At 65.4% G+C, this 13,171-nt stretch carries 12 protein-coding genes; 5 read left to right on the forward strand and 7 right to left on the reverse strand.

Going from position 1 to position 13,171, the window contains the following annotated elements; genetic code table 11:
• Positions 1–3: 3 nt before the first annotated feature.
• From ACZ5CM_RS03840 to ACZ5CM_RS03865, 6 genes are all read right to left on the reverse strand, one after another.
• Entirely contained in the window at positions 4–705 is a 702-nt protein-coding gene (locus ACZ5CM_RS03840; RefSeq protein WP_464641403.1) for an ABC transporter ATP-binding protein, read from the reverse strand.
• Positions 698–1,444 carry an ABC transporter ATP-binding protein gene (locus tag ACZ5CM_RS03845; protein WP_464641404.1) on the reverse strand — a complete coding sequence of 249 codons (747 nt, stop codon included), beginning with the start codon at positions 1,442–1,444 and terminating at the stop codon, positions 698–700. The genes ACZ5CM_RS03840 and ACZ5CM_RS03845 overlap by 8 nt, the downstream gene beginning before the upstream one ends.
• Positions 1,437–2,456 carry a branched-chain amino acid ABC transporter permease gene (locus tag ACZ5CM_RS03850; RefSeq protein WP_464641405.1) on the reverse strand — a complete coding sequence of 340 codons (1,020 nt, stop codon included), beginning with the start codon at positions 2,454–2,456 and terminating at the stop codon, positions 1,437–1,439. The genes ACZ5CM_RS03845 and ACZ5CM_RS03850 overlap by 8 nt, the downstream gene beginning before the upstream one ends.
• A 4-nt stretch (positions 2,457–2,460) precedes the next feature.
• Positions 2,461–3,369, reverse strand: coding sequence for a branched-chain amino acid ABC transporter permease (locus ACZ5CM_RS03855; protein WP_464641406.1), 909 nt, complete (start codon positions 3,367–3,369; stop codon positions 2,461–2,463).
• 174 nt (positions 3,370–3,543) lie between these two features.
• Positions 3,544–4,773 (reverse strand): ABC transporter substrate-binding protein, encoded by a 1,230-nt coding sequence (locus ACZ5CM_RS03860; protein ID WP_464641407.1) that lies wholly within the window; start codon positions 4,771–4,773, stop codon positions 3,544–3,546.
• A gap of 44 nt (positions 4,774–4,817) precedes the next feature.
• The gene (locus ACZ5CM_RS03865) at positions 4,818–5,627 is read right to left on the reverse strand and encodes a GntR family transcriptional regulator (protein WP_464641408.1); all 810 of its coding nucleotides are present in this window, start codon (positions 5,625–5,627) and stop codon (positions 4,818–4,820) included.
• Between the two features lie 230 nt (positions 5,628–5,857).
• Between ACZ5CM_RS03865 and ACZ5CM_RS03870 the strand changes: the two genes are divergently transcribed.
• From ACZ5CM_RS03870 to cyoE, 5 genes are all read left to right on the forward strand, one after another.
• Positions 5,858–6,214 carry a hypothetical protein gene (locus tag ACZ5CM_RS03870; RefSeq protein ID WP_464641409.1) on the forward strand — a complete coding sequence of 119 codons (357 nt, stop codon included), beginning with the start codon at positions 5,858–5,860 and terminating at the stop codon, positions 6,212–6,214.
• A 111-nt stretch (positions 6,215–6,325) separates the two neighbouring features.
• Positions 6,326–7,000, forward strand: coding sequence for a cytochrome c oxidase subunit II (locus tag ACZ5CM_RS03875; RefSeq protein WP_464641410.1), 675 nt, complete (start codon positions 6,326–6,328; stop codon positions 6,998–7,000).
• Positions 7,000–8,586 carry a cytochrome c oxidase subunit I gene (locus ACZ5CM_RS03880; protein WP_464641411.1) on the forward strand — a complete coding sequence of 529 codons (1,587 nt, stop codon included), beginning with the start codon at positions 7,000–7,002 and terminating at the stop codon, positions 8,584–8,586. The genes ACZ5CM_RS03875 and ACZ5CM_RS03880 overlap by 1 nt, the downstream gene beginning before the upstream one ends.
• A 13-nt stretch (positions 8,587–8,599) precedes the next feature.
• Positions 8,600–9,490, forward strand: coding sequence for a multicopper oxidase domain-containing protein (locus ACZ5CM_RS03885; RefSeq protein ID WP_464641412.1), 891 nt, complete (start codon positions 8,600–8,602; stop codon positions 9,488–9,490).
• A gap of 87 nt (positions 9,491–9,577) precedes the next feature.
• Positions 9,578–10,519 carry a heme o synthase gene (gene cyoE / locus ACZ5CM_RS03890; protein WP_464642474.1) on the forward strand — a complete coding sequence of 314 codons (942 nt, stop codon included), beginning with the start codon at positions 9,578–9,580 and terminating at the stop codon, positions 10,517–10,519.
• Between the two features lie 160 nt (positions 10,520–10,679).
• Here the strand turns inward: cyoE and ACZ5CM_RS03895 are convergent, their stop codons facing one another.
• Complete coding sequence (locus ACZ5CM_RS03895) at positions 10,680–13,058, reverse strand: heavy metal translocating P-type ATPase (RefSeq protein ID WP_464641413.1); 2,379 nt, start codon at positions 13,056–13,058, stop codon at positions 10,680–10,682.
• Positions 13,059–13,171: the final 113 nt, after the last annotated feature.

Consider the following 13,171-nt stretch of genomic DNA (forward strand, 5'->3'; position numbering starts at 1 on the left):
CCGTCACAGCCCCAGATAGGATTTCTTCAGTTCGGGATCGGCCAGCAGCGCCGATGCCGGACCGTCAAGCGTCACCAGCCCGTTTTCCATCACATAGGCCCGGTCGGCGATTTCCAGCGATTGCACCACGTTCTGCTCGACCAGGAAGATTGCCAGCCCCTCGCGGTTGAGCCTGCAGATCAGTTCGAACATCTCTTCGACCATCAGCGGCGACAGGCCCAGCGACGGCTCGTCCAGGATCAGCAGGCGCGGCTCGGCCATCATCGCCCGACCGATTGCCAGCATCTGCTGTTCGCCGCCCGACAGCGTGCCGGCGATCTGGCCGATCCGTTCCCCAAGGCGCGGAAACACCGTCAGCACATGATCGAGATTGGCCCCCCGCCGGGATCTCGCCCGGCGGTAACTGCCCAGTTCGAGGTTCTCCCGCACGTTCAGGTTCGGGAAGATCCGCCGCCCCTCGGGCACCTGCACGATGCCCAGCTCCACCACCGCCTGTGGCGGCAGTCCGGCGATGTCGGCCCCATCGAACAGGATTTCGCCGGCGGTGGGGCGGAAAATGCCCGAGATGTTGTTGTTGAGCGTCGATTTGCCTGCTCCGTTCGATCCCAGCAGGGCGACGACCTCGCCTTCGCCGACGTGCAGCGACACCCCGTGCAGGACCTTCATCTGGCCATAGCCCGCATGCAGGTCGCGCAGCTCAAGCATGGTCGGCCTCCAACTCGGCCAGCCGCGCCGCGGCGCCATGACCCAGATAGGCCTCGATCACGTGCGGCGCGCTGGTGACCTCGCGCGGGGTGCCGCTTGCGATCATCGCACCGTGATTGAGGACATAGGTGTAGTCCGACAGGCGCATCACCGCCTGCATGACATGTTCGATCAGGAAGATCGTCACGCCTTCGTCGCGGATGGCGCGGATCACCTCGACCAACTCGCCGATCTCGGTGGCATTGAGCCCGGCCATCACCTCGTCCAGCAGCAGAAGCCGCGGAACAGTGGCCAGCGCGCGGGCCAGTTCCAGCCGCTTGCGGCCGGCGATGGTCAGCGCGCTGGCAGGGCGGTCGAGCATGGCGTCCATGCCGACCCGGTGCGCCACCTCCCGCGCCCGCTCCAGCGCCTGGTCGCGATCGCGCAGACGGGTATGGGCGCCCACGGCGATGTTTTCGTGCACGCTGAGGCCCGCGAAGGGCTGCACCACCTGAAAGGTGCGCACGATGCCCGCCCGGCAGATGGCATGGGGCTTGTGGCCGGTGATGTCGCGGCCCTCGAAGGACACGCGGCCCGAGTCCGGTTTCAGGAATCCCGAAATCAGGGCGAAAAGGGTGGTCTTGCCGGCTCCGTTGGGGCCGATCAGTGAAACGATCTGCCCGCGCGGCACGCTCAGCGTGACGTCATCGACGGCTTTCAGCCCGCCGAAACTGCGCGAAAGGCCCCGCACCTCAAGCATTCCCGTTCCCCCCGGTCAGCCTGCGCCACAGCGCTGCCCACAGCCCGGCCAGCCCGCGCGGAAGGAAGGCAAGCACGAGAATGAGGATCGTGCCGAACAGGATCAGATCGACGCCGGGCCGGTCGCCCAGCGCCTGTCCGATGGTGGCCTTCGCCGCCTCGCCGACGCCATGGATGAAGAACGACCCCAGAAGCGGCCCGACCACCGTGCCCAGCCCGCCGATGATCGGGGCAAACAGCGCCTCGACCGATTTCGAGGTGCCAAAGGCGATGCCCGGTTCGATGAAGAGATATTTCTGGACGTAATAGACGCCCGCGGCGGCGGTGATCGCGGCGCTCATGGAGATCGCGCCCAGCTTGACCCGGAAGGCGTCGATGCCCAGCGCCTGCGCCGCATCCTCGTTTTCGCGCACGGCGATCAGCTGTGCGCCGAAGCGCGTGCGCTCCATCCGCCAGGTGGCGAAGGCACTGGCCAGAAACACGGCGAGGATCGTGTAGTAGAATCCGTTCTCGGCCAGGAAGCTGCCGGCGAAATTGAACTGGAACGTGGCGAGGGCGCGGCCGGGATCCTGGTTGAGCGCCAGCTGCACCCCCCGCCCGCCCTCGGTGATCGAGGGGAAGGACCGGGCGAGGACGTGGAAGGCCTCGGCAAAGGCCAGCGTGATCAGCGCGAAATAGGAACCGCGCAGACCGTAACGGAACGAAAGCCAGCCGATGGCGGCGCCGACGGCGGCTGTGCCCGCGATCGCGAACCACAGGCTGATCCAGGGGCTGATCCCGAACCTGTATTGAAGTAACGCCTGGACATAGGCGCCGGTGCCGAAGAACACTGCATTGCCGAACGAATACTGCCCGCCATAGCCGCCCAGCACGTTCCAGCCCTGGCCCAGCACGGCGACGAACAGCGTCAGTTCAAGGAATTCGACCCAGCGGCCCGATCCCAGCGCCACCGGCGCCAGCGTCAGCGCCAGCGCGATGATCACCCATCCGGCCATGCGGGAACGATCCGTCATCTCCTTACCCCTGACCCGAGCGTTGCCCGAAAAGCCCGGTCGGACGCAGCAGCAGGACCAGGATGAAGATCACCGAGACGGTGATGACGCCCAGGCTTTCGCCCATGTAGAGCCGGCCCAGCTGTTCGGTGACCCCGATCAGGAACCCGCCTACCAGCGCGCCGACGAAGCTGCCCATGCCGCCGAGGACCACCACGGTGAAGGCGATCAGCACGAACAGGTTGCCGATCTGCGGATGCACCGGGTAGGTCGGCGCCAGCAGGCTGGCGGCGGCGGCGACGATGGCGGTGCCGAGGCCGAAGGTGACGGCGAAGATGTGATCCACGTTGATCCCGACCAGCTGCGCGCCGCGGCGTTCCTGTGCCACCGCACGGATCGCCCGGCCGGTATCGGTTCGCATCATGAACACCCACAGCGCCCCGGTGATCGCCAGCGATCCCGCCAGCGCCGCGATCTCGGGCCAGACGGCGTAGGTCACGCCCAGGTCGATCCCGTCGAGATCATAGGGCACCAGGACCGAACGCTCGGTCGCCGAGAAGAAGAACAGCGCGCCGTTCTCGATGACGATCGAAAGGCCCAGCGTCACCAGAAGGATGATCTCGTCGCGGCCGTGGCTGGCCTTGCCGATGACGAACCGCTGCAGCAGATAGCCGAAGGCGAAGCCGCCGGGCACCACGATCAGCATGGCCAGATAGGGATCGATCCCGGCCAGTTTCCAGAGGAAGAAGACGCCGTACATGCCCAGCATCAGCAGCGCCCCGTGGGCGAAGTTGATGATGTGCAGCACGCCGTAGATCAGCGTCAGCCCCAGCGCCACCAGGGCGTATATCGCGCCCAGGAAAACGCCGCTCACGGCCGATCCCAGAACCGTCTCCCAGCCGTAGGAGGGAAGTGTCAGTCCGAAAAACTCCATGTCCTCTCGCCATGCCTGCCCGGTCCATCCGCTGCCTGTGCGGCCCCGGTCGTGTCATCTGCCTTTCCGCGCCGGCCGCCCCGGAACCGTCCGGCAGGGGCGCACCCCCGCCGGACATCCCGGCCCCGTGAGTGGTGTGCCGGACGCGGCCGGCGGCGCGGAAAGCGTGGGTCCCTACATCGGGCGCGGGAAAATGGCCTCTGCCTCGGCGTATTCGGCGGGGTGGATCACGTTGATCCTGTCGCCCTGCACCTGCATGACCAGCGGCCGCGCACCGGTGTTCTGGCCGTTCTCCATCTTCGTCGGGCCGTAGGGCATGATCGATCCCGACCAGGTGCTCGACGCCATCGCCTCGGTGATCGCCTCGCGGTCGGCGGATCCCGCACGCTCCATCGCGTCCGCGGTGAACATCATTGCCGTGTAGGCCAGGAACACCTCGTAGCTGTAGAACAGGCCTGCATCCTCAGTCTTCTTCTTCAGTGCCAGGGCGGCGGGGTTTTTCGGGTCGAACCAGTGGTTGCAGTCCATCACGTATTGCGCCGCGTCGGGGAATTCGGCCAGGAAGCGGTATTGCGACGATGCCCCGCCCAGAACCGAGTAGATTGCCTTCGGTGTCACCTTCTGGCGCTGCAGGGTGCGAAGGAACAGCACGCCTTCGTTGTAGTAATGCGAGGGGATCACCACGTCCGGGTCGATCTCCTTCAGCTTCAGCACGATGTTGCGGAAATCCTTGTTGGGCGTGGGGTGCGAGAGCACCTCGACCACCTCGATCCCGGCAGGCTCCAGCCCCTTGGTCATGATCCCCGCGATGCCCGCGCCGAAGCCGGTGGTCTCTTCGTTGACGATGGCCACGGTCCTGGTGGGGCTGCCGGCGGCTTCGTTGATGGCCAGAAAACTGGCGACGCCGGTCTTGGTGATCGCCCCGAAACCGGGGCCGAACCGGAAGGTGTTGGTCAGTCCGCGGCTGACGATCTTGTCGCTCACACCCACATCGACCACGTGCGGGATGCCGTATTTCGCCGCCGCCTGCGTGGTGGCGAGGCTGATGTTCGACGCATAGGCCCCGACGATCGCGGACACGCCGGCCTCGGCCATCTTCTCGACCTCGGCCGCGCCGACCTCGGGCTTGGATTGGGCGTCGCCCAGGACGGGTTCGATCATCGCGCCGCCAAGCGACCTGATGCCGCCGGCGGCGTTGATTTCATCGACCGCCATCATCGCGCCGGCCCGGCACTGGCTGCCGGAATACTGCGCCCAGCCGGTAACCGGGTGCACGATCCCCACCTTCACCGCGGCGGCGGCCCGCGCCACCATCGGCAGGCCCAGCGCCCCGACCGCGACGGCGCCGCCGGCGGCATTCCTGATGAATGTCCGTCTTGTCGTTGTCGTGATATCCTTGGCCATCTCCATCCTCCCATGATTGATGTGCCGGTTCTTGTCGTTTCCCCTCACGTTCCGTCCATCGACCACGATCGCCTGCCATCCTCGCCGACCCGGGTGAGGTTCATCCGGTACTGGTAGCGATCGGGGCGGTAGAGCGCGGAAATGTATTCGACAGGTCTTTCGTCCCGCGAAAAGACGATGCGCCGGATGCTGAGCAGCGGCGACCCGAGCTGAACATCGAGCGTGCGCGCCACGAGGGCATCGGCAAGGGTCGCGGAAATGGTCTGTTCGGCGCGACCGATCACTATGCCGCTGCGTTCCAGCAGTGCCAGCATGGGCCGCGAGGCCAGGTCCTCGCGACCGAAGGTGCGGCCGATGTCCTCGGGCACGTAGGTCGTCAGGTGGGAAAACGGTTCGTCCTCGATGCGCCGGATGCGGATTGCGCGCTGGACCGGGGCGCCGGGCTTGCAGCGCAGCAGCGCGGCGACCTCGGCATCGGGTTGCACATAGCCGAATTCCAGCAGGTCGACCTGCGTTTCCAGGCCCATGGCAAGGATGTTTTCCAGCAGGCCCTCGATGCTGGCTTCGACCGGCGGGGTCGGGGCGCGGTAGATGACCTTGGTGCCGCGGCCGCGCTCGCGCTTTACGAAGCCGTCCTCGGCAAGTTCGTCGAGCGCGCGCTTGGCGGTGATTCGCGAAACCCCGAACAGCTCCATGGTTTCCTGTTCCCCGGGCAGCGTTTCCTCGAAGGCGTAGGCGCCCGACAGGATCTTGTTCCGCAGCACCAGGTAAACCTGGTGATAGAGCGGCGTCGGCAGACGTTCGTCGATCAGCGATGCAAGGGATGCAGCGTTGCCGGATCCGGCCGTTGCCATCGTTTCCTCCGGAGCAGTGGCGGCAGAATGTCCTAATGACATATAGTTATATCATTAAGTGCGGGTCAAGGCGCATTTCCCCCGGGCGGGTGCGCCGTCGCGCCGCATCCGGCAAGGATCAGAGAAATTCCGTGGCCGAATTCGGCGGTTGAGGGGAAGAATGTTTCTCAAATCGGGACTTGATAAGACGATAGTTGCGGGCTGGAATTTTAAATGTTACATAGCGATTAATGAATTCGCTGCTCCATAAGGGCGTCAGCTTTGGTCTGATGCTGTTTCTCACCGTCGCCACGGCGACCATGGGGTGGGCGGACCTGCCTGGCGGGCACGGTCCCGAAGACGTGAATGCCGTTCATGTGCGTCGCGATCCGACGGAAACGGCCTATTGCGCCGAAAACGCCGGCGGTCTTCTTGTCGAGAAACTCCTTATGCTTCAGGCGGGCGGCACCTGCTGCGCCTGCGATGCGGCCGTGAGCTCGGTCGAGCCGCTTCCGTTCGAAAGCGGCACCCGGCCGGTTCGCCGGGCCGAGATCAGCCGCCACTGGCCATCGCCGCCCGATACCAGATTTCAGCCACCACGAAGCTGAAACATAGGCGCCGTCCCTCCCGAAGACGGGAGCCGGCGCCGGCGCGCCCCGCCTCGGCCGGGCGCATGTCCGGACGCACATCAGCGTCATTCAACCGACAGGGAAGTCCTGATGCGGATGGTGCGCGGCACCTCTGCCATCGGGGAGGAGATCAGAATGGAAAATGCACTGGGAATATGGGGCCCCCAAGCAATCATGATGGCGATAACGGCATCATTCACCGTATTGGGGATGGTGATGTTGCTGGCCGCCGTCCTCATGAAACGGCGCTGGAAGCCGACTTACACCTTCGAATTCGCGTTCGTCGCGGTGATGCTGGGGCTGGTCTGGTATGCGGACCGGCTCAGCACCAATACCTACACCGCCTACCAGCAGAACCTGAATTCGGACGTGAAGAAGGTGTCCGGCAACTATGACGGCGCCGGCGAAGAAGCCTTCGACCGGGTCTACAGCGTGATTGCCTTTCAGTGGGGGTTCGCCTTCATCAACGAAAACGGGGAAATTGCCCGCAACGCAGCGATCGTCAAGCCGGGTGAAAAGGTCCTGTTCAAGATCGTCAGCAACGACGTGATCCACGGGTTCAACATCCCGGTGGCGCAGATCACCGCAGAAATCGATCCCGACAGCAAGCGCGAAGTGTGGATCAAGGCTCCGGACGAGCCGGGCAAGTACCTGATTCAATGCGTCAATTACTGCGGCGTCGGCCATGCCCAGATGAAGGCCTGGCTGGTTGTCGAAGATGAGGAAAAGACGGCCTCGATCGCCGTGACAGGGGGGAATATCTGATGGCTGGAGACAACGTGGTCCGGGGCAACCCGGCGCACTGGAAACCGGAAAACCTTGTTGGGAAGGTTTCGTTCAAGGAACTGATGTTCTCGAACGACTACCGGCACATCGCGCTCAAGGGCATGTTCACCTCGCTGATCATGCTGGCGCTGGGCGGATTCTTCGCGCTGGTATTCCGATCGGAGCTGGCATTTCCCGGCGTTCAGGTTCTGGGGGAATCGAATGGCGCGCGGGTCTACATGACGCTGATGACCCTGCATGGCATGGTCATGGTGTTCGGCTTCCTGATCCCGTTCGTGGTGTCGATCAACTACTTCATGCTGCCCAAGGTTCTGGGTAATGACCGGCTGTTGTGGACAGGTGCGGCACAGGCCAGCTACTGGGTTCTGATCGTCGCTGCGGTGCTGCTGGTGATCGGCCGGCCCGACTTCACCTGGACGGCCTATGCGCCGATGTCCTTCCGAACCGGCAATCCGCTGATCTGGATGGGGCATCTGGCGATCATCCTGGTGGCGATCTCGGAATTCCTGGCCGGCGCGGTGCTGTTCCGCAACGCGATTTCCTGGAAGGGCGGCTTCGCGAAGACGCCGCTCATGGCATGGGCCGCGGGCACCATCGGGCTGCTGTTCATGATCTCGGTCATCCCGCTGGGCTTTGCCGGCTTCGGGCTGCTGGCCGACGGGCTGCGGTGGACGCAGACGGCGTTCTTCGATCCCTCGCGCGGCGGCAGCGTCCAGTTCTTCCTGTACGTGTTCTGGACCTATGGCCACCCGGCAGTCTACCTGCCCTTCGTGCCGGCAATCGCGATCATCTACACGATCATGCCGCGTTTTCTGGGCCACCCCATGTGGAGCTACTGGTCCGGCGTGGTGGCCTTCATCCTGCTGGCGCTGGGCGCCATGCCGATCGGGCCGCACCACTTCCAGCCGGTCTATACCGTGTCGGGGGATTATCAGCGCTTCGTGCAGATCCTGACGATGCTGGTCTTCATCCCGTCGGTGCTGCACGTGTTCAACTGGATCTCGACGCTGTTCATGGCGCCGATCCCGGACAGCGCGCGGCGGGCGATCCCGTTCAAGTTCATGATCTTCTCGATCGCCTTCATCGTCTATGGCGGGGCGACGGCGTTCCTGAACGCGCAGATCGCGCCCGACAGCGACTTCATCCACAACAGCTACTGGATCCCGGCGCATTTCCACGCCATGTTCTTCGGCTTCACCGGGCAGATGGCCATTGCCGGGTTCTACTATCTGTATCCGTATTTCACGGGCAGGATGTTCAACCAGCGCCTGGCCAACTGGCATTTCTGGCTGTGGCAGGTAGGCCTGTTCACCAAGGTCACCGGCATGGGCGTGGCGGGGTATCTCTACTTCCCGCGCTGGGTCTATGACTACCTTCCGATCTCGGGTTGGCCGGGTGCGCAGTTGGCGATCACCATCGGCGGATTCCTGATCGGCCTGGGCTTCATCGCCTTCATCGTCAACATCGCCTGGAGCGCCCGTTACGGCACCGAGGCCCCGGAAGACCCGTGGGCCGTGGAAACCGATCCGGCCCCCGGCGAAGCCGCCGCGCAACCGGCAGAATGAGGAGACAGGAATCATGATCAGAGGATTTGTTCTGTTGGGAATCGTCGGCGGCCTTCTTGTCGCCTGGCTGACCACGCTGGGGGTGGGGCCGATCGGCCAGCTGCCACCGCCCAAGAGCCTGGTGACCGAGTTCCGCGAGCAGGGCGTCCTGCCCGAGGAGGTCAACCTGGAGGAGGATGAGGCGGTCGAGGAAATGCATGTCTTCGAGGTGCCCGAATCCGACGAAGAGCAGCTGAAAATCGCCATGGCTGCCTATGAGAAGATGATGGGTGGCATGGACATGGGCGGCATGAAGATGGATCAGGGTTCGGACAGCTCCATGAAAATGGGCGAAGGCTCCGATGGCTCCATGAAGATGGAGCAGGGCTCTGACGGTTCCATGAAGATGGAACAGGGGTCTGACGGAGGGACGATGCAGATGGCGCAGGGGGATCAGTCCGGCGGCATGAAGATGGACGAGTCCGCCACCGGTCCGAAGGCCGGGGCCCATCTGGAAAAGGCAGAGGCCGAAGGCGGCCTTCTGTTCATGCCCGATGGCGCCTATGACCGGGAAATCACCCTGACCATGTCGGAGTGGAAATTCTCGGACATGATGATCGACGTCAAACCCGGCGAGCGCATCAAGTTCACGGTCAAGAACGGCGGCCAGATCCCGCATGAATTCATGTTCATGTCGCCGCCGCTGATGAACGCGGTGACCTACCGGGCGATCCGGGCCGACTGGAACCTCTACGAACACGAGGCGCTCTACGAGCGGGCCCTGGTGCTGCCGGGGGGCGAGTTCTCCTTCGTGATGGAGGTCGAAGAGCCCGGTTCGTGGATGTTCATGTGCATGCTGCCCTATCACATGCAGATGGGGATGATGGGCCAGATGGCCACCGAAGGCATGGCGATGAAGATGTGACCGATACCGGGCCGGAGCGCCTGCACGGGCGCTGCGGCCCGCACCGGCACGCAAGAGGTGAATATACCGATGACCGACACGACAATCCTGACCGGAGCCCGCGCCCCTGCTCCGCCCGCGCGGCCGACGCTGCGGACCTGGGTCCTGCTGCTGAAGCCGCGGGTCATGGCGCTGGTGGTGTTCACGGCGGCGACCGGATACATCGTCGCGCCCGCACCATTGCAGTTCTGGCCCAGCCTTCTTTCGATCCTGCTGATCGCGCTGGGTGGCGGGGCGGCGGGGGCGCTGAACATGTGGTGGGATGCCGATATCGACATCCTGATGAAGCGCACCCGCAACCGGCCGATCCCTTCGGGCCGGATTTCGCGGCAGGCGACGCTGAATTTCGGCCTGGCCCTGTCGGCATTTTCCGTCATAGCGCTGGGGCTGGTTGCCAACTGGCTGGCGGCGGCGCTGCTGGCCTTCACGATCCTGTTCTACGTGGTGATCTACTCGATCTGGCTGAAGCGCCGGACGCCGCAGAACATCGTCATCGGAGGGGCATCGGGCGCGTTGCCGCCGATGATCGGCTGGGCGGCGGCGACCGGCAGCATCGCGCCGGAAAGCGTGTTCATGTTCCTGCTGATCTTCATGTGGACGCCACCGCATTTCTGGTCGCTGGCGCTGTTCATGAAGGATGACTATTCCCGCGCCGGCGTGCCCATGCTGACCGTGACCCACGGCCACCCGGCCACCCGGCGGCAGATCTTCATCTACGCCTGCCTGCTGGCGGTGACCGCGTTCCTGCCGGTTGCCTGGGGCAGCGCCGGGCCGGTCTATCTGGCGGCCGCGGGGGTGCTCAACCTGCGCTTCGTGCTGGGGGCGTGGATGCTGATGCGGCGTGACGATGCAACGGCGAAGGCGGACGAATTCGCCGCCGAAAAACGCTATTTCCGGCAGTCGCTCAGCTATCTGTTCCTGCATTTCGTGGCGCTGATCGCGGATTACGTGCTGTGGAGTGGGGGGCTGGCCTGGTTCGCGGCGAGCTAGGGGGCGGGGAGGGGGCGCTGCCCCCTCCGGGCCTGCGGCCCGTTCACCCCCGGAGTATTTGGTGCAAGAGGAAGGACGGGGGGGGTGGTGTCGCGGCTCCGGCTCCGGTCCGCCCGCGGGCGTGTCTTCGCCTTGTGCAGCTCGCCCGGCTGTGCCGGGGTCACTGCCCCGGTGCCAGCGCCTCCTTGGCGGGGGCAGGGCGGCGGGCTGGCTCTCCGCCGCCGGGCGCGGCGCCCTCGGCCTTGCCGTCAAGCAGCCTCAGCGCGTTCATCACCACCAGCAGCGATACCCCCACATCGGCGGCGATCGCCCCCCACATGCTGGCCATGCCGAAGGCGGTGAGACCGAAGAACAGCGCCTTCACCCCCAGCGAGAAGGCGATGTTCTGGCGGATGATCGCCAGCGTCCGGCGGGAATGGCCGATCAGCCAGGGCAGCTTGCCGATATCGTCGGTCATCAGCGCGATATCGGCCGTTTCCACCGCCGCGTCCGAGCCGATCGCGCCCATGGCGATGCCCAGATGCGCCCGCGCCATGGCCGGGGCATCGTTCACCCCGTCGCCCACCATCGCCACCATGTCGTGGCTGGCGACCAGCTCTTCGATGGCCTCGACCTTCTGCTCGGGCAGAAGCTCGGCGCGCACCTCGTCGATCCCGACCGCGCGGGCGACCGCCTGCGCGGTGCGGGCATTGTCGCCAGTCAGCATCACGATGGTGCGCACGCCCTGATCGTGCAGCCGCGCCACAATCCCGCGCGCATCGGGGCGGATCCGGTCGCGCAGCTCCAGTACGCCCAGCAGGCGCTCCCCATCGCCCACCGCCACCAGCGTGCTGCCTGCGCCTTCGATGCGCTCGCGCAGCTCTTCCGGCATCTGTGCGGCGAGGCCCCTTTCGGCCGCGAAACGGTCCGATCCCAGCCATACTGCGCGCCCGTCGATCCGCCCCTGCACGCCGCGCCCCGGCACGATTTCGGTTTCGTCCGCCGCGGCCACCTCCAGCCCGCCGACCTTGGCGCGCGCCAGGATCGCCCGTGCCAGCGGGTGGGACGAACGCGATTCAAGCGCCGCCGCCACGCGCAGCAGTTCTTCCTCCGAGCTCTCGCCCAGCGGGTGGAGGGACGCGACCTCGGGTTCGCCCTCGGTGATGGTGCCGGTCTTGTCCATGGCCAGCGCCGTGATTCTGGCCGGGGCCTCGACATAGGCGCCGCCCTTGATCAGCACCCCGTGCCGGGCCGAGGAGGCCAGCGCCGCCACGATCGACACCGGGGTCGAGATGACCAGCGCACAGGGACAGGCGATGACCAGCAGCACCAGCGCGTTGTAGAACCAGTAATCCCACGCACCGCCGGCCAGAAGTGGCGGCAGCACCGCCAGCGCGATGGCCGCGATCATCACGATGGGCGTATAGATGCGGGCGAATTTCGCCACCCATTGTTCGACATTGGCGCGCCGGGAATGGGCATCGCCAACCATGCGGATGATGCGTGCAAGAACCGTATCCGTGGCCGGCTTCGTGGCGCGGATCACCAGGGTGCCGACGCCGTTGATGGTGCCGGCATAGACCTCGTCGCCCGGCTCTTTGGGCACTTCGGCGCTTTCCCCGGTGATCGGCGCCTGGTTGACGCTGCCCACGCCTTCGACCACCTCGCCGTCCAGCGGGATCCGGTCGCCGCCGCGCACGACGAAGCGGGTGCCAACCGTGACCGAAGCCGCCGGAACCTCCTCTTCGGAGCCATCTTCGCGGATGATCCGCGCCACCGGCGGCGCCAGGTCCAGAAGCGCGGCAACCGCGTTGCGGGCCCGGCCCACGCTCCAGCTTTCCAGATACAGCGACAGCGCGAAGAAGAAGGCCACGGTGGCGGCCTCGAAATATTCGCCCAGCCAGATGGCGCCGGTCACGGCAATGATCATCAGAAGGTTCATGTCCGGCGACAGGCGGCGTGCCGAGGACCACGCCTTGGGCGCCACCAGCCAGACCCCGGCAATGATCGCAGCCAGGAAAAGAACTGCCTCGGGCAGGGGCATCGGGGCCTGTCCGTGGCCGGCAAACAGCCGTATTGCCCCGGACAGGCCGTTTTCCTGGATGTGCCACAGCAGGCCCAGCCCCCAGAACCCGCCCGACACGGCGGTGAAGCGGCCCTGCCGGCGCAGATGTGCCGCGCGGTCGGCCTCGGCGGAATCTGCATCCCACGGCCTGGCGCTCATGCCGGTGGAGGCCACCAGCTTGATGATCTTGTCGTCGCCGATGGACCCGGCCGTGTCCAGCACCGTCATCCGGCCGTTGATCACGTCGAAGGCCAGATGTTCGGTGCCGCCCAGCTCGGGGCCCAGAACCTTGCTCAGGATCGCGACTTCCTCGGCGCAGTCCAGCCCGTTGACGCGAAAGCTGCGCCCCTGTGCATCGACGTTGCCGACAGGACCGATGTCGCCGCACATGGCGCCGTCGCCGCCCCCGCAGCAGCCGCCGCCCGCCCCGTGGTCGTGCCCGTGGTCATGCCCATGCCCATCCGTGGCCTCGTGCCGGTGCCCATCATGCGCCATTCATGATCTCCTCGCGCGAATCATCCGATTGCGCGGAAGATAGGAGCTATAGTCACTATAGCTTCAAGGGCGGATGGCGGAATTTCCCGACTTTTTCGGCATGCGCCGTGGGG

The organism is Piezobacter thermophilus, from assembly GCF_055386745.1.